This is a genomic window from Polycyclovorans algicola TG408, assembly GCF_000711245.1.
Taxonomy (GTDB): Bacteria; Pseudomonadota; Gammaproteobacteria; order Nevskiales; family Nevskiaceae; genus Polycyclovorans; species Polycyclovorans algicola.
The window spans coordinates 1-16,751 of record NZ_JOMH01000001.1 but is presented as its reverse complement, the minus strand read 5'-3'; the positions used below and the strand labels follow the sequence as shown (position 1 = coordinate 16,751).

The window sequence follows — 16,751 nt, the reverse complement described above, 5'->3', positions numbered from 1 at the left end:
ATGACCTCAGAAAATCAGCGTTTCACACCTTCGAGAAACGGTACTTCCATCACTTTTTCGTGAACGATGGGGCCGTGGCCGAAGTAGCCGTTTTCACCAAAACACTCGCCGTGGTCGGCGGTGATGATGAAGTGGGTGTTGACCGGTGCCTTGGAAATGAGGGCGTCGATCAGAGTGTCGACATGCTCCACCGTCTTCACCTGCTGGGCGTGCAGGTCGCGCATCTGGTCGTCGTCAAAAAACTGGTCAACGGTGGCCTGGCCCAGGTCGTCATCAAGGCGCTTGAACACGCCGTGCACGCCCGAGATGTGCGGCATCGAATCGCCGTCGAGCATGTAGGGGTAGTGGGTTTCGCCCAGGTTCAGGAAGTGGAAGCTGGGCTCGTCTTCATCGAACTCGACCTGCTGAATGATGCCGCCGAAGTCGTTGTGGTTGCTCATCAACTTGTAGTCGTCGAAATGACGGTTGAGATGCGACATCGGGTTGAGCACCGGCAGCGACACGCGCGCCACGGTGCGGTAACCGTTTTCTTGCAGCACATGCGGCAGCGACAGTTGCGGCACGAAATCCTTGAACGACAGCCCGTCGATGCCGAGGCGCGGCACCCACTGGGCGAACTCCTTTTTATAGACCTCGGAGGCAAACACGCCCTGCGGACTGCTGTGCGGCAGCATGCCCATCAGGTAGGTGTAGTGCGACGGAGAGGTCCACGAGGCGTAGCTGAAACGCTTCTCACCGAGGCCGATGCGGTCCATGTTGGGGGTGCGGGCGCGGGCGTAGCTGTCATAGCGGCAGCTGTCCATCACGATGAAGATGACGTTTTTGCTCATGGAGACGCTGACTGGATAGAGGTGGGTGAATCGGCGCAGGCAAAACTGGGGCCAAGCCTGATGAATGAACGTAGGAAAATAACTTGTTCAGGTGTCAGATAACTCTCAAGAAGGCCTTGTAAGTGCCAGTTCCGTAAAGTATTTTTCGAGACTATACCGACGCTATCCTGTTTAGATTTGAAGATGACGTAAAGCGGCACCTGACAGACGGTCGCGTTGCGCGCCTGCGCGGGGGTGTGATGGCAATTGGCTGACAGACCGTCAGGATAAACGGCTACGTCAAGGTGATGGGGTGCGCGCAGTCGCCACCGGGTCGGCATTTTTGCCGATCAACGGTCCAGATGAGCCCCGCAAGCGGCATCTATCTTGCTAGAAAATGGTTACGGATGGTGCGTCGCAGCAATCAGCCATGTCGCAGTGCAGCAATCAATAGATTATGACTATTGATGGAATTGGAATATTTCAATTTAACTATTCACAAGGCCAGTTACGCTACGCGGCCCCAAGCTGTTTCCTCTCAAGCAATTTTGCCCCTCTCAGGAGTTTTCATGTCGCTGATCAACACCCCCGTTCAAGCCTTCAAGACCACTGCGTTCCAGGCCGGTGAATTCATCGAGGTCACCGAAGCCAGTCTCAAAGGCAAGTGGTCGGTTGTGGTGTTCATGCCGGCCGCATTCACCTTCAATTGCCCGACCGAAGTGGAAGACGCAGCCGACCATTACGCCGAGTTCCAGAAGCTGGGCGCCGAGATCTTCGTGGTCACCACCGACACGCACTTCTCGCACAAGGTCTGGCACGCCACCTCGCCGGCGGTTGGTAAGTCGAAGTTCCCCCTGGTGGGTGACCCGACGCACCAGTTGACCCGTGCCTTCGGCGTGCACATCGATGAAGAAGGGCTCGCGCTGCGCGGCACCTTCCTGATCGATCCTGACGGCATCATCAAGACGCAGGAAATTCACGACAACGCCATCGCCCGTGACATGAAGGAAACCCTTCGCAAGCTCAAGGCGGCCAAGTTCGTGCGTGAAAACCCCGGTCAGGTGTGCCCCGCGAAGTGGCAGGAAGGGGAGAAAACCCTGAAGCCGTCGCTGGACCTCGTCGGCAAAATCTGAGGTTTGTCTGAGTTGCACGGACCCGCTGCCAATCGGTGGCGGGTTTTTTTGAGCCCGAATTTAAGGAGTGACCATGTTGGATTCCGATCTCAAAGCGCAGTTACAGAGTTACCTTGAGCGCGCGGTGCGGCCCATCGACATCGTTGCCAATCTCGACGACAGCCAGGGCGCCACCGACCTTCAAGGCTTGCTCGCCGACCTTCAGGCCTGCTCAACGCAGATCCGTGTTCGCGAAACCCGTGATGCGGGCACACGGGCACCAGCCTTCACCCTGAACAGTCCGGGCCAGGACATCGGCGTGACCTTTGGCGGCCTGCCGCTGGGGCACGAATTCACCTCGCTGGTATTGGCCTTGCTGCAGGTGGGCGGCTACCCGCCGAAAATCAGCGACGAACAGGCGGCGCAAATTCGCGGTCTTGATGGCGCGTTCGCGTTTGAAACCTTCTATTCGCTGTCATGCCAGAACTGTCCCGATGTGGTGCAGGCGCTGAACGTGATGGCGGTACTCAACCCGCGCATACGTCACACGGCCATCGACGGTGCCCTGTTCCAGAGCGAGGTGGAGCGTCGCGAAGTCATGGCGGTGCCCAGCGTGTTTCTGAACGGCGAGCCGTTTGGTTCCGGGCGCATGGGCATCGACGAGATTCTCGCCAAACTCATCGCCAAGGCCGACCCCGGCGCCGCGCAGCGCGAAGCCAACAAGATCAGTGCCAAGGCGCCGTTCGACGTGTTGGTGGTGGGTGGTGGACCGGCCGGCGCGTCGGCCGCCATCTACGCGGCGCGCAAGGGCATCCGCACCGGCGTGATTGCCGAGCGGTTCGGCGGGCAGGTCGCCGACACCCTGGGCATCGAAAATTTCATTTCGGTGAAGGAAACCGAAGGCCCGAAGCTGGTCACGGCGCTCGAAGCCCATGTCAGCGATTACGAAGTGGACGTGATGAAGCTGCAGCGCGCCGCCCGTCTGTCGCCGGGCGACGGACTGATTGAAGTCACGCTGGAAAGCGGCGCCACGGTGACGAGCCGCAGCGTGATTCTGGCCACCGGCGCCCGCTGGCGGCAGATGAACGTGCCGGGCGAAGACCAGTACCGCAACAAAGGCGTGGCCTATTGCCCGCACTGCGACGGTCCGCTGTACAAGGGCAAGCGCGTGGCGGTGATCGGCGGCGGCAACTCCGGTGTCGAGGCAGCGATTGACCTTGCCGGCATTGTCCGTCACGTCACCCTGATCGAATACGACGGCCAGTTGCGCGCCGACGCGGTGTTGCAGCGCAAGCTGGCCAGTCTCTCCAACGTGACGGTGATCACCTCGGCGCAAACCACCGAGGTCACCGGCGACGGCCAGCGCGTCAACGGGTTGATTTACAAGGATCGGACGACCGACCAGGACCAGCGCGTCGAACTGGAGGGCGTGTTCGTGCAGATTGGCCTGCTGCCCAACAGCGACTTCCTCAAGGGCACGGTGGCGCTCAGCCCGCGCGGTGAAGTGATCGTCGATGCCAAGGGGCAGACCTCGGTGCCGGGCGTGTTCGCGGCGGGCGATGTCACCACCGCGCCGTACAAGCAGATCATCATCGCCATGGGCGAGGGTTCAAAGGCGGCGCTGAGTGCGTTTGATCACCTGATTCGTCAGGCGGTGCCGACACTCAAGGCCGCCTGATCGGCGCAGCGACTCAGGGCGAGGCGTCAGCCCCGCCCTGACGTTTTGCCAACCAGGTCGCGAGTGCCTCGGCGGTCAGGGCGGGGGTGAACAGGTGGCCCTGAAGGCCATCACAGCCTGCGTCCAGCAAGAACTGTCGCTGTGCCTCGGTTTCGACACCTTCGGCAATCAGTTCGAGTTCGAGGCTGCGACCCAGCGCGATGATGGTGCGCACGATCGCGGCTGAGCGCGCATCGTCTGGCAATTTGCCGACGAACGACATGTCGAGTTTGAGCTGGTCCAGCGGCAGCTGCTGCAGATAGGCGAGCGATGAGTATCCGGTGCCGAAGTCATCCAGTGAAAAGCGGATGCCATGGGCCTTGAGGCGATGCATCCGCTCGATCACCTGGGTGATGTCGGTCAGCAACAGCGATTCAGTGAGCTCCAGTGTGAGCCACCGGGGGTCGACGCCGCTGTCGGCGATGATGGCCAAGGTTTGCTCGACAAAGTCGACATGACGGAATTCCGCAGCGCTGATATTGACGGCGATTTTCAGATGCGCCGTTTGTGGATGGCGCCGCCATTGGATCAGCGATTTGCAGGCCTGCTTCAGCACATGGCGCCCCAGCGGGATGATCAGGCCCGAGGCTTCGGCCAACGGGATAAAGTCGGCCGGCCTGATCAGACCCAGCGAGGGATGGACCCAGCGCAGCAGTGCCTCGGCCGCAACGGCCCGACCGCTGGCCGTTATCTGAGGCTCGAAATGCAGGAACAGGTCGTCGGTGTCGATGGCGCTGCGTAGCGCCGATTCGGTTTTTGCGCGGTTGTTGGCAGCCGATTGCAACACCGGGTCGAAAAAGCGGATTGCATGCCCACCGTCGGCCTTCACCGCTTGCATGGCCAACGCCGATTGCTGCAGCAGAACGTCGGCGCTTTTCGACACCTCGCCGAACATCACGATGCCCACACTGATCGTCAGTCGATGCTCACGTCCGTCGCGAAGCCGATAGGTTTCGGTGAGGCTGGTCATGATGCGGCTGGCCAGGTTGCGGGTCTGCGTGGCGGCCCGCTCGGGATCAGGGTCCAGCCCGCGCATCAACACCACAAAATTGTCGCCGTCGGTGCGCGCGACCAAGTCGACATCCCGGGCGCTGGCGCTGAGCCGCTCGCCCACCAGCATCAACAGTTGGTCGCCGGCAAAGTGTCCCTGGCTGTTGTTGAAGGTCTTGAAGTTGTCGATGTTGACGCTAAGCAGCGCAGCGTTTAATTGCTTGCGGCTGCAGATTGAGCGTTGAAGCCCAATTTTTTCGTGCAGCCGCTGACGGTTGGCCAGCCCGGTCAGGGGGTCAAAGTAGGCCAGCCGCTCAATGTCTTGCTGCGCAAGCTTCTGCCGTGAAATATCTTGCAGGGCACCGATGATGTGCGTCGGCTGATGATGGCTGTCGACTTCGCAGCGGCCGGTTATGCGCACCTCGATCCGGCGATAGGTCAAGGTGCTCATCTGCAGCTCAAGGTCAAATTCACCGCCCTTGATGCGGCACCGCGCAAGCGTTTCAGTGATGACCTGTTGTGACTTGGGTGTGAACAGCGCCATCACGCCAGCGAGGCTCAGTGGTGGTCGATTGTTGGGGAGCCCCAGGATGACGAATATTTCCTTCGACCAGACCAGCCGGTTGTCGCGAAGATCCAGCGACCAGCCGCCAAACTGGGCGAGCTTTCCCGCCATTTCCAGTAGCGTTCCACGGGCCTTGAGTGTGGCGGTGGCTTCGGCGAGTTCGGTGACGTCACGGCCGCAAACAAATGCCAAGCCGCGTTCGGCTGACCAGGTGCCGGTCCATCGAAGATGGTGAATCTTTCCCAGGCCATCGCGGCATCGGTTGGTGAACGTCACCTTGGCGCCCTCGCTTTTCAGGGCGCTGAACCTTTCCATCGTCGCCTGCAGGTCCTCGCTCACCACGATGTCTGCGAAACAGCGACCCACCAGCGCGTCCGGCAGGAGACCGCTTGCGCGCTGCAGCCCGCCGCTGACGTCCAAGAAACGGCCGTCACCGTCGACAATGCAAAGGATTTCATCCCGGTCTTCCAGGCCGAGTAATGTGCGGCGTGCCTGCTCCCGATCGCCTGCCGTAATCTTGACCATTGGACGTTGCGAGGGTGGGGTGGGTGGCTTCACGCGTCAGCGGCCCGGTGCCTTGGAAGGCAACCTTCGGACGGCGCTGCCGTCGGTCCGAACACCGTTTTCCTCCTGGATGTTTTGTGCGATGCGGATTCTCCTTCCAGTTCGCCAATATAAACCGGGACGCCTCGGCCGTTGCTGGCCCACGCGCTTTTTTCTACTGCTTTCAGGCTATGTCGACCCGCGCCTGCCGCCGGGGGGGCAAAATATGGCGCGACCCCACTGATGGCCGCGCGCTGCCTGCGGATGGGTGCGCCGGGTCCATCAGGTTTACCTCCGACACGACCGAGATTTTTGAATGAAGCCCAATCAGGACTTGCGCGACGCCGCGCTCGACTATCACGAGTTTCCCGTTCCGGGAAAAATCGCGATTGCACCCACCAAGCCGATGAGCAACCAGCGCGATTTGTCGTTGGCCTACTCGCCCGGCGTGGCGGCGGCCTGTGAAGAGATTGTCAAAGACCCGGCCAATGCCTTCCGCTTTACCGCGCGCGGCAATCTGGTGGCGGTGATCACCAACGGCACGGCGGTGCTGGGGCTGGGCAACATCGGCCCGCTGGCGGCCAAACCGGTGATGGAAGGCAAGGCGGTCCTGTTCAAGAAATTCGCCGGCATCGACGTCTTCGATCTCGAATTGAACGAGCCCGATCCCGACCGCCTGGTCGAGGTGATTGCCGCGCTGGAGCCGACTTTTGGCGGCATCAACCTTGAGGACATCAAGGCACCGGAGTGCTTTGAGGTCGAGCGCAAGCTGCGCGAGCGGTTGAAGATTCCGGTGTTCCATGACGACCAGCACGGCACCGCCATCATCGTCGGCGCGGCCACGCTCAACGCGCTGGAGATCGTCGGCAAGACCATCGACGAAATCAAGGTGGTGGTCAGCGGTGCCGGCGCGGCGGCGCTGGCCTGCGTGAAGTTGCTGGTCGAACTGGGCCTGCCCAAGGCCAACCTGTGGCTCACCGACCTGGCCGGGGTGGTCTACCAAGGCCGCACCGAACTCATGGACCCGATCAAGGCCGGGTTTGCGCAGGCAACCGACGCACGCGCGTTGGGTGAGGTGATCGAGGGCGCGGACATGTTCCTCGGCCTCTCGGCGGGCGGCGTGCTCAAGCCCGAGATGGTGGCGCGTATGGTCGAGCGGCCCATCATTTTCGCGTTGGCCAATCCCACGCCCGAGATCAATCCCGACGAGGCGCGCGCCGTGCGGCCGCAGGCGATCATCGCCACCGGCCGTACTGACTACCCGAACCAGGTCAACAATGTGTTGTGCTTCCCGTTCCTGTTTCGGGGTGCGCTTGACGTGGGCGCGACCGGCATCTCACGGGGCATGGAAATCGCCTGCGTGCACGCCATTGCCCAACTGGCGCGCGAAGAAGCCGACGACACCGTGGCCAGCGCCTATCGCGGCACGGCGCTGCAGTTTGGCCCCGAATATCTGATTCCCAAACCCTTCGATCCGCGCCTGCTGGTGCGGATCGCGCCGGCCGTGGCGAAGGCGGCAATGGACGAGGGCATCGCCACCCGGCCGCTGGACAGCCTGGGTGCTTACAAGGACCGTCTGCGCCAGTTCGTGCACCACAGCGGCACCTTGATGAAACCGCTGTTTGCCGCTGCCCGCGAGGTACCGGCCGCGCAGAAGCGTCTGGCCTTTGCTGAAGGCGAAGACGCCCGCGTGCTGCGCGCGGTGCAGACCCTGGTGGACGAAAACATTGCCATCCCGACCCTGGTGGGTCGACCGACCGTGATTGCCCGGCGCATCGAATCGGAGCACCTGCGCTTGCGCGAGGGTGAGCACTACACCGTGGTCAATCCCGAGTCCGACCCGCGCTACCGCGAGTACTGGGAGGAATACCGCCGCCTGCAGGCACGCAATGGCATGACGCCGTCGTGGGCGCGACTGGAGATGCGGCGCCGCACCACGCTGATCGCCGCCATGCTGCTGCGCAAAGGCGAAGTGGATGGGCTGCTGTGCGGCACCATCAGCGCGCCGCGTGTGCACCTTGATTTCATTGACCAGGTCATTGGTCGGGCGCCGGGGGCCAAGGTGTACGCGGCGATGAACGCGTTGATCCTGCCGGGGCGCACGGTGTATCTGGTCGACACCCACATCAATCTCGATCCGGACGCCGCAGAGGTCGCCGAAATCACCCTGATGGCCGCCGCCAAGTTGCGCGAGCTGGGCGTGAAGCCGGCGGTGGCGCTGCTGTCGCACTCCAATTTCGGCACCTTCGACGACCCTGGCGCGCGCAAGATGCGCGAGGCCCTGGCGTTGATCCGCGCCGCCGATCCAAGTCTGCAGATCGACGGCGAGATGCATGGCGACGCCGCGTTTGACGTCGATCTGCGCACCGCCGCGCTGCCCGAGACCACGCTGACAGGCAGCGCCAACCTGCTGGTATTGCCCAACCTGTCGGCCGCCAACATTGCTTACAACCTGCTGAAAACCGCTGCCGGCCAGAACGTCGCCATCGGCCCGGTCCTGCTCGGCTGTGCGGCGCCGGTGTGCGTGCTGACCGCCTCGGCCACGGTGCGGCGCATCATCAATATGTCGGCGATTACGGTGCTTGAAGCCCAGAGACGGGTGGCGGCCACCACTGAGCTTGATTCAACCGGGCATCATGCTTAGTCTGGCCTGGTCAGGCTAAGCCCTTCGGGGTTGAAGGAGTCAAAAATGAATCCGGTGAACATTCTCGACGCCAAGACCTCGTTGTCTCGGCTGGTGGCCGCAGTGGAAAGCGGTGAAGAGAAAGAGATCATCATTGCCCGCAACGGTAAGCCGGTGGCGCGGCTGGCCCCGCTGGAAAAGCGACCCAAGGTGCGGTTGGGGCTTTATCAGGGCCGGTACAAGGCGCCAAAGGACTTTGATGCGCTCAACGCGGATGTCGCGAGGTTGTTCGGCATCGACTCGTGAGTGTCCGCTACCTGCTCGACACGCACGTCGCGGTTTGGGCGGCGGTCGGTGATCCGCGTCTCAAGAAAGGCACCCGCAAGCGCCTGCTCGATCCTGCAAACACGTTGTTCCTGAGTGCCGTCAGCCTCCAGGAGATCGCCATCAAGTTCGCGCAACCCAACCGAGGTGACCCGCTGCCGTTCTCGGCCACCGAGGCCCTGCGCATCTTTACCGAAATGGGCTGCGCGTTTGTCGATATTCGCCCCGTACATGCCGCTGGCGTGGAGGACCTGCCCGCCCTGCACGCCGACCCGTTCGACCGTCTGCTTCTGGCCCAGGCGCGCTGTGAGGGACTGACCCTGCTCACCGCCGACACCAAGTTGCTCGCTTACGGCCACGGCGTGATTGCGGCGTGATGGCGAACCGATGATCACGGCGTTCACCCTGCTGTTGGCGTGCCTGGCCTTGGGCGTCGGCGTGGCGCGCTATGCCCGGCCGCCGATTGGTTTGGCGCAGGCCTTGAACTGGTGGGTGATCCAGATTGCATTGCCGGCGCTGGTGCTGAGCACCGTGCCGTCGCTCAAGTTCGACCCGGCGCTGTGGTTTCTGGTGCTGACCCAATGGGGCGTGTTCTTTGGTGCCTGGGCGCTGATCGCCTTCATCGGCGGCCGCGCCGGTTGGTCGCGCGCCACCATCGGCGGGCTGATTCTGGTCACCGGCCTCGGCAACACCTCGTTCATGGGTTATCCGTTGCTCGAAGCCTTGCGCGGCCGCGAGGGCCTGCAACTCGGCGTTGTGGCCGATCAGCTCGGCTGTTTCATCATGTTGGCGGTGGGCGGCGTGTTGGTTGCGTCTCGCTACGGGGGTGCCCAGGTCACGCCGGCGGGGATGGTCAAACGTGTGTTGCTGTTCCCGGCCTTTATTGCCCTGGTGGTGGGCGTGATCGTGGGACAGCTCGGCGGCTGGCCCGAAACGCTGGCGACGATACTCGAGCGCTTCTCCATAACCCTGGTGCCGCTGGCGCTGTTTTCGGTGGGCCTGCGCTTCAAGCTCAAACCGCAGCGTGGACAGTGGGGCCCGGTCGCCATTGCGCTGTCGTGGAAGTTGCTGCTTGCGCCCCTGTTGGCACTCGGGTTGGCGCTGCTGACCGGGGTCGGCGGGCCGGTGATGTCGATTGGTGTGTTGCAGACGGCGATGGCGCCGATGATTTCGGCGGCAATCTTGGCTGACCAACATCAGCTTGATCCGCCGCTGGCCAACACGGTGCTGGGCGTGGGCATTCTGCTGTCGCTGATCACCGTTCCGCTCTGGAGTCTGGTGTTGCCATGAGTTTTCTTGCAGACCTGCCGGCTTACGTACCGGTGTTCATCGTGCTGACGCTGATCCTGGCGCTGTTCGTCTGGGACCGTTTCCCCTACGAGGCCGTGGCCATTGCCGCCCTGGTGGTGCTGGTGCTGCTGGGCAATATCGACGCTGGCGAGGCGTTTGCGGGCCTGGGACACCCTGCGGTCATTACGGTGGCGGCGGTGCTGGTGATTTCACAGGCGCTGGTCAACGCCGGGGTGGTCGACACCATCGCCCGGCCGCTGACGGCGGTGAAGGGCGGCGTCATGGTGCAGGTGATGTTGTTCACCGCCATCGTCGCGCTGCTGTCGGCCTTCATGAACAATGTCGGTGCGCTGGCGCTGTTGATGCCGGTGGCCATCAAGCTTTGCAAGGACCGCGACGTGCCGCCGTCGAAAGTGCTGATGCCCATGGCCTTCGGTTCGCTGCTGGGCGGGCTGATGACGGCCATTGGCACGCCGCCGAATCTCATCGTCGCGCAGTACCGCGCGCGCATTGCCGACCAGCCTTTCGCCCTGTTCGATTACATGCCCGTGGGCGTGGTGATTGCGCTGGCCGGCGTGGCGTTTCTGGGGGTGATTGGCTGGCGGCTGCTGCCGAAACGTGACGGCGAACTGGGCGACGGCATTGACTTCAACGTCGAAGGCTACCGCAGCGAAATCCGTGTGCCGGACGACCACGCCTGGGTCGGCAAGACCCTGCGCGAGGCGGCTGATCTGCTGGGCGACAACATCACCCTCTTGACGATTTTGCGCGACGAGCAACGCATTCCCATCCAGCATCGTCACGTGCCGCTGCGCGCCGGTGACGTGCTCTGGGTCGAGGCTGAGGCTGATGCGTTGAAGACCCTGGTGGAGGCCGAAAAGCTCAGCCTGGGCGGTCGCGGCAAGGACGAAACCGACACACTCGATGCAGTCGATGACGTGCAACTGGTCGAGTGCGTGGTGCTGCCCGACGGTCGCATTAACGGCCAGACTGCCAGCAGCCTGAATCTGCGTTGGCGTTACGGCATCAACCTGCTGGCGGTGTCGCGGCAGGGGCAGTCGATGAAAACGCGCCTGTCACGGGTCAAGATCACGGCCGGTGACGTGCTGATTGTCGAGGGTGAACGCGAATCGCTGGGCGAGGTGCTGTCGGTGCTCGGCTGCTTGCCGCTGGCCGACCGTGACCTGCGCATCGGCAACGACCGCCGCGTCTGGGCCGGGGTGGGCCTGTTCGGCACGGCAATCGCGATGTCGGCGTTCGGCTGGGTGCCGATCCACATCAGCTTTGTCGCCTGCGTGCTGGTGATGGCGGGCGTCAGCATGATCTCGGCGCGTGATGCTTACCGCGCCATCGACTGGCCCATCATTCTCCTGCTCGGCGCGATGATTCCGGTCGGCACCGCGCTGGAAACCAGTGGCGGCGCCGAACTCATCGCCAACACGCTGGGCGGCTGGGCGGGCGATCTGCCGCCGGTGTGGGGGCTGGTCGCCGTGCTGGTCATCACCATGACCCTGTCCGACATCGTCAACAACGCGGCCGCGGCCGTGTTGATGTGTCCCATCGCAGCCGGGGTGGCCAAGACCTTGGAGGTGTCGACCGACCCGTTCCTGATGGCCGTGGCCATCGGCGCGTCGTGCGCCTTCCTGACCCCGGTCGGTCACCAGTCCAACACCCTGGTGATGGGGCCGGGGGGCTACCGATTTCGCGATTACTGGCCGCTGGGCTTGCCGTTGCAGGCACTGGTCGGCGGGGTGGCGATCGTGATGATTCTGTTGATCTGGCCGCTCTGACGCCCCCCATGGAAACCATCCTGATCGCTGCTGCACTGGGGCTGTTCGTTGGCCTGGTGATGGGGCTCACCGGGGCGGGCGGCACGTTGTTGGCGCTACCGCTGCTGATGGCCGTGCTCGGCCTGTCCTTGCCCGAGGCGGTGCCGGTGTCGTTGCTGGCCGTGGCCATCGGCGCCACTGTGGGCGCGTGGCGTGGCTTTCGCGAATCGCTGCTGCGTTACCGCGCGGCATCGCTGATCGCGGCGGTGGGCCTGCTGTTGTCGCCACTGGGGCTGTGGTTGGGCGCCCGCGCCCCGCATGACGTGCTGGCGCTGCTGTTCGCCGGGGTGCTGGTGCTTTCGGGCGGCCGCCAATTGTGGAGGCTGCGCAAGGGCTCGACGGCGCTGCCGGAGTCGATGCAACTGCCGCCGCTGTGTCCGATTCACCCGGACACCGGGCGCTTTCGCTGGACCCCGCGCACCGCCGTGATCATGAGCGGCATTGGCGGCGTTGCCGGGCTGCTGTCGGGGCTGCTGGGGGTGGGCGGCGGTTTCATCGTGCTGCCGGCGCTGATGCGCGTGTCGCGACTGAGCTTCTCGGCCTGTGTGGCGACCACGTTGATGGTGCTGGCCGTGGTCTCCAGCGGCACGCTGGGCATGGCGCTGCTGAGCGGGCGCTCGCTGCTGTGGCCCATCGCGGTGCCGTTTGCGCTGCTGCTGGTGGTCGGGCTGCTGTTGGGCCAGCGGCTGGGCCAGCGCTGGGCCCCGCACCGCGTGCAGGCGGCCTTTGCGCTGCTGGTGCTGGGTGTGGCCGGCATGTTGATTCACGACGCGCTGTCGTGACGTGACGCAGGGTCGTCACGTCCGGCCCTGGCCGGGCCGCGCTGTCGATTGACGGGCAGCCGCACGTCCCTGCGATTTGGGGGTGCGCGCCAGCACCCAAACCTCGATGTGGCGGGCGCCGGCCGCGCGCACCGCCTGGGCCAGTTCATGAACCGTCGCGCCGGTGGTCATGACATCGTCGACTAGGGCGACATGGCGGTCGCGCAGGTCCAGTCGCACGTCGAAGGCGCCGCGCACCGCACGCCGTCGGGCGCGGGCGTCCAGTCCCACCTGGTGCACGCGGGCGCCGCTGTGACCGATGTTGTGTAGTTGCACCGGGACCTTGAGCCGTCGCCCGACGTGACGGGCGATGACCGCCGCCTGGTTGTAGCCGCGCCACCACAGCCGCCAGCGGTGCAGCGGCACCGGCAGGATCAGGTCGGGGAGTGGGGCGGGGTGATCGCGCCGCCGGTCGGCGAGCGCGTCGCAGAGCCAGCGTGCATCGGCGAGTAGCCGGTTGAACTTGAGTTGCTGGATCAATTGATCAATCGGTGGCGCATAGACGAACGGCGCCAAACTCATGTCCATGGGCGGTGGCGCGCCCAGGCAGTCAGCGCAAATATCATCGGTGGCGCCGGGTAGCGCGCAACGCGGGCAGGCGAGGTCATTCCAGGGCAAATCGGCACGGCAGCCCTCGCAAACCGGTCCACCGCGGGCCGGTTCGCCGCAGAAGCGGCAGTGCCAGTTGTCAACCCAGTTCATGGTCTCAAGTTGACAAGTTCGACTGTTTGGGTAGCGTGTGCGTCATCTTTCCCCTCCGGTATTGCCATGACCCTGCGTCACGATTGGACCCGCCAAGAAGTCCAAGCCCTGTTTGACCTGCCGTTCAACGATCTGCTGTTTCAAGCCCACACCCTCCATCGGGCGCATTTCGACGTCAATGCGGTGCAGCGCTCGCAACTGTTGTCAATCAAGACCGGCGCCTGCCCGGAAGACTGCGCGTACTGCCCGCAGTCGATTCGTTACGAGACCGGCCTGAAAAAAGACCCACTGATGGAGGTGCAGGCCGTGGTCGATGCCGCGCGCGAAGCCAAGGCCGAAGGTGCGACGCGCTTTTGCATGGGCGCGGCGTGGCGCTCGCCCAAAGATCGTGATCTCGACAAGGTCGAGGCCATGGTGCGCGACGTGAAGGCGCTTGGCATGGAAACCTGCATGACCCTGGGCATGCTCAAGGCGCATCAGGCACAGCGGCTGGCCGATGCGGGGCTGGACTATTACAACCACAACCTCGACACCAGCCCGGAGTTCTACGGCGAGATCATCACCACCCGCACCTACGACGACCGCCTGGAAACCCTGGGTCACGTGCGCGAGGCCGGGGTGAAAGTCTGCTGCGGCGGCATTGTCGGCATGGGCGAGGGCGAGACTGACCGCGCCGAACTGCTGCGCCAGCTGGCGATCATGAATCCGCACCCCGAGTCGGTGCCCATCAACAATCTGGTGCAGGTCGCCGGCACACCGCTGGCGGGTGGCGATGCGCTGCACCCCATCGAGTTTGTCCGCACCATCGCGGTGGCGCGCATTCTCATGCCGACGTCGTACGTGCGGTTGTCGGCCGGGCGCACCGACATGACCGACGAGATGCAGGCGCTGTGCTTCTTCGCTGGGGCCAACTCGATGTTCTACGGCGAAAAGCTGCTCACCACGACCAACCCGCAAAACGCCCGCGACGAAGCCCTGATGGCGCGACTCGGCATTCGCCCCGAAGGCGGTGCGCCGGGGCAGGTACACACGCCGCCTGTGGCCTGCGTCCAGGCCGAAGCGGCGAGCGCCGACGCCTGTGCCTGATGCCGGTCTGGATGCCCGGCTGGCGCCCAGACTCGCGCAACTACGGGCGCGGGACCGCTATCGCACGCGACGGGTGATTGACGGTGGCCACGGTATTCATGCCGTGGTCGACGGTCGGCGGCTGGTCAATTTCTGCAGCAACGATTACTTGGGTCTGGCCACTCACCCGCAGGTGCGCGCCGCGGCGCAGGCTGCGCTGAGTGACGGCTGCGGCAGCACCGCCTCGCCGCTGCTCGGCGGCCACAACCGCCATCACCGCGCCCTGGAAGACGCATTGGCCGAAGCCACGGGCTACCCGCGCGCGCTGCTGTTCACCTCGGGTTGGGCGGCGAATATGGGCGTGCTGCGCGCGTTGCTGGGCCGCGACGACCTGCTGATTGCCGATGAACTCAACCATGCGTCGCTGATCGACGGCGGCCGCCTCAGCGGCGCGCGCTATCGGCGCGTGGCGCACGGCGATTTGGCCGGCTTTGCCGCCGCGCTGGACGCCGCCGACCGGCAGGTGCAGCGCATGGTCGTCACCGACAGCGTGTTCAGCATGGACGGCGATCTGGCGCCGCTCAGCGAACTGCGCGTGCTCACCCGCCGCGCTGGCGCCGACCTGATGGTCGATGACGCGCACGGCTTTGGTGTGCTCGGTACGCGCGGCGGCGGCATTGTCGAACACTTGGGCGAGGCGGTGCGGCCGGAGGTGTACGTCGCCACCCTGGGCAAGTCGCTGGGCAGCGCCGGGGCCTTTGTCGCGGGCAGCGAGACCTTGATCGAATATCTGATTCAGCGCGCCCGTTCTTGGGTGTTTTCCACCGCGCCGCCGCCGGCGCTGTCGGCCGCCGCGCTGGCCGCCTTGCGCATCGTCCAGGGCGACCCAGAGCGGCGCGCCCATCTGCATGCCTTGATTGCGCGTTTTCGGGCGGGCACCGCCGGCGCCGGGCTGGAGCTGATGCCGTCGACGACGCCCATCCAGCCGCTGCTGATCGGTGCCGACGCCGACGCGTTGGCGGTGAGCGCCAAGTTGATGGACGCGGGTTACTGGGTCGCGGCGATTCGCCCGCCGACCGTGCCCGAAGGCACGTCGCGGCTACGCATCACCCTCAGCGCCGCGCACACCGAGGCCGAGGTGGACGGGCTGGTTGCGGCGTTGGCCGGCGCCTATTCGGCCTGCGCTGCGTGAGTGCGCGCACCCTGTTCGTCACCGGCACCGACACCGGCGCTGGCAAGACCGTGGTCGCCAGCACCGTGCTGCGCCAGTTGGCGGCGGACGGTCGGCGGGCGGTGGGCTTCAAGCCGGTGGCCAGCGGCTGTGAGATGACACCCGATGGGCTGCGCAACGACGACGCGCAGGCCTTTACTGGCGGCCGGTTCGGTGTCCTGCGACTACGCACGACTCAATCCTTACGCCTTCGCACCGGCCATCGCGCCGCATCTGGCGGCCGAGGCGGCCGGTACGCCCGTCGTCATCGGTACGCTCGACCGCGCCCATGCGTGGCTGGTGCAACAGGGCGACTGGGTGATTGTCGAGGGCGCTGGCGGCTGGGCGGTGCCGCTGAACGACGACATCAGTTTTGGCGGCTGGGTGGCGCAGCACAACTGGCCGGTGTTGCTGGTGGTGGGCATGCGACTGGGCTGCATCAACCACGCGATGCTCAGCGTCGAGGCGATCAGCCGTCGCGGCGGCTGGTGGGCTGGGTCGCCAGCGGTCTTGCGAGCGCATGGACGCGTACGACGCCAATCTGGCGTGCCTGAAAAAAATGATCGCCGCGCCGTTCTGGGGCGAAATCCCCCCCGGCGCGGCGGGCAAGGCGTCATTGGACCTGTCGGCCCTACAGCAACTGCAGGGCGAAGCCGGCGACGACGAGGGGCCGCCCTAAGCGATCTGCATCAGGGTGCGGGAAGGTCCTCGGGCTTTTGCGGTACGCGCTGCAGTTGTCCGGTGTCGTAGCCGAAGCCCGCCAAGCCGTTCAAGCAGCTTGCGATAGGTGGCGTCGTCCATTCTCGGGGTGCGGCTGTAGACCCACGCGAGGTCACGGGACGGATGGCCGATCAGCGCCGTTTCGTAATCGTCGTCGACATACAGCAGCAGGAAGTCGGCGGTGAACGGCCAAATGAAACGCACCTTCCAACGGCCCGGCTGCGCGGGATCGGGAATCCACGCGACGCCTTCCTGTCGCTTGATCGGCGCGTCGAAGGTTTCGTCACGTGCGTAGAACAGGTCGTCAAAGCGGCCGTCGTCACGGGCCCGGTATTCCACGAAGGTGCCGACCTTGCCGCGCTCGGCGAAGTAGGGAATGTTGGCCATCACATACCAGCGGCCGAGAAAACGCTCGACGTCGACCTGATCGA

The 16,751-nt window shown here is 64.5% G+C and carries 15 protein-coding genes and 2 pseudogenes; 13 read left to right on the top strand and 4 right to left on the bottom strand.

Going from position 1 to position 16,751, the window contains the following annotated elements; all coding sequences use genetic code 11:
• Positions 1-14: 14 nt before the first annotated feature.
• Complete coding sequence (locus tag U741_RS0100080) at positions 15-830, bottom strand: sulfatase-like hydrolase/transferase (protein WP_029888456.1); 816 nt, start codon at positions 828-830, stop codon at positions 15-17.
• A 548-nt stretch (positions 831-1,378) separates the two neighbouring features.
• Between U741_RS0100080 and ahpC the strand changes: the two genes are divergently transcribed.
• Complete coding sequence (gene ahpC, locus U741_RS0100075; protein ID WP_029888455.1) at positions 1,379-1,942, top strand: alkyl hydroperoxide reductase subunit C; 564 nt, start codon at positions 1,379-1,381, stop codon at positions 1,940-1,942.
• Between the two features lie 73 nt (positions 1,943-2,015).
• Positions 2,016-3,599 (top strand): alkyl hydroperoxide reductase subunit F, encoded by a 1,584-nt coding sequence (ahpF, locus tag U741_RS0100070; protein ID WP_029888454.1) that lies wholly within the window; start codon positions 2,016-2,018, stop codon positions 3,597-3,599.
• Between the two features lie 13 nt (positions 3,600-3,612).
• On the opposite strand, the gene U741_RS17440 is transcribed toward ahpF, so the two are convergent.
• Positions 3,613-5,718, bottom strand: coding sequence for a putative bifunctional diguanylate cyclase/phosphodiesterase (locus tag U741_RS17440; protein WP_052378342.1), 2,106 nt, complete (start codon positions 5,716-5,718; stop codon positions 3,613-3,615).
• A gap of 334 nt (positions 5,719-6,052) precedes the next feature.
• Between U741_RS17440 and U741_RS0100060 the strand changes: the two genes are divergently transcribed.
• Genes U741_RS0100060 through U741_RS0100035 form a run of 6 tightly spaced genes read left to right on the top strand, consistent with a single transcriptional unit; the run spans position 6,053 to position 12,584 of the window.
• Positions 6,053-8,380: an NADP-dependent malic enzyme gene (locus tag U741_RS0100060; protein ID WP_052378341.1), complete on the top strand. Its 2,328-nt coding sequence runs from the start codon at positions 6,053-6,055 to the stop codon at positions 8,378-8,380.
• A gap of 45 nt (positions 8,381-8,425) precedes the next feature.
• Positions 8,426-8,665, top strand: coding sequence for a type II toxin-antitoxin system Phd/YefM family antitoxin (locus tag U741_RS0100055; RefSeq protein ID WP_029888451.1), 240 nt, complete (start codon positions 8,426-8,428; stop codon positions 8,663-8,665).
• Complete coding sequence (locus U741_RS0100050) at positions 8,662-9,060, top strand: type II toxin-antitoxin system VapC family toxin (protein WP_200872646.1); 399 nt, start codon at positions 8,662-8,664, stop codon at positions 9,058-9,060. The genes U741_RS0100055 and U741_RS0100050 overlap by 4 nt, the downstream gene beginning before the upstream one ends.
• A gap of 10 nt (positions 9,061-9,070) precedes the next feature.
• A complete protein-coding gene (locus U741_RS0100045) occupies positions 9,071-9,973 on the top strand; it encodes an AEC family transporter (RefSeq protein WP_043110327.1) in 903 nt (300 codons plus the stop codon).
• Positions 9,970-11,763: an SLC13 family permease gene (locus U741_RS0100040; protein WP_052378340.1), complete on the top strand. Its 1,794-nt coding sequence runs from the start codon at positions 9,970-9,972 to the stop codon at positions 11,761-11,763. Before U741_RS0100045 ends, U741_RS0100040 begins: the two co-directional genes overlap by 4 nt.
• An 8-nt stretch (positions 11,764-11,771) precedes the next feature.
• Entirely contained in the window at positions 11,772-12,584 is an 813-nt protein-coding gene (locus U741_RS0100035; RefSeq protein ID WP_029888447.1) for a sulfite exporter TauE/SafE family protein, read from the top strand.
• Positions 12,585-12,599: 15 nt separating this feature from the next.
• On the opposite strand, the gene U741_RS0100030 is transcribed toward U741_RS0100035, so the two are convergent.
• Positions 12,600-13,325, bottom strand: a complete 726-nt coding sequence (locus U741_RS0100030; protein ID WP_052378339.1) for a ComFC family protein — start codon at positions 13,323-13,325, stop codon at positions 12,600-12,602.
• A 66-nt stretch (positions 13,326-13,391) separates the two neighbouring features.
• On the opposite strand from U741_RS0100030, the gene bioB reads away from it, so the two are divergent.
• The 5 genes and pseudogenes from bioB (at position 13,392) to U741_RS19465 (ending at position 16,279) form a co-directional block, all read left to right on the top strand.
• Positions 13,392-14,411, top strand: coding sequence for a biotin synthase BioB (gene bioB / locus U741_RS0100025; protein ID WP_029888445.1), 1,020 nt, complete (start codon positions 13,392-13,394; stop codon positions 14,409-14,411).
• On the top strand, positions 14,404-15,582 hold the full coding sequence (gene bioF, locus U741_RS0100020) for an 8-amino-7-oxononanoate synthase (protein ID WP_235199837.1): 1,179 nt from the start codon (positions 14,404-14,406) through the stop codon (positions 15,580-15,582). The genes bioB and bioF overlap by 8 nt, the downstream gene beginning before the upstream one ends.
• Positions 15,579-15,776 (top strand): annotated as a pseudogene (gene bioD / locus U741_RS19905) (ATP-dependent dethiobiotin synthetase BioD); the annotation flags it as partial. The gene bioF and the pseudogene bioD (U741_RS19905), both read left to right, overlap by 4 nt.
• A pseudogene (bioD, locus tag U741_RS19900) lies at positions 15,727-16,023 on the top strand (ATP-dependent dethiobiotin synthetase BioD); the annotation flags it as partial. The pseudogenes bioD (U741_RS19905) and bioD (U741_RS19900), both read left to right, overlap by 50 nt.
• 97 nt (positions 16,024-16,120) lie before the next feature.
• Positions 16,121-16,279 (top strand): hypothetical protein, encoded by a 159-nt coding sequence (locus tag U741_RS19465; RefSeq protein ID WP_200872645.1) that lies wholly within the window; start codon positions 16,121-16,123, stop codon positions 16,277-16,279.
• Here the strand turns inward: U741_RS19465 and U741_RS17435 are convergent.
• On the bottom strand, positions 16,276-16,751 hold a 476-nt coding region (locus tag U741_RS17435), incomplete at its 5' end, for a lipocalin family protein (protein ID WP_161776068.1). The genes U741_RS19465 and U741_RS17435 overlap by 4 nt on opposite strands.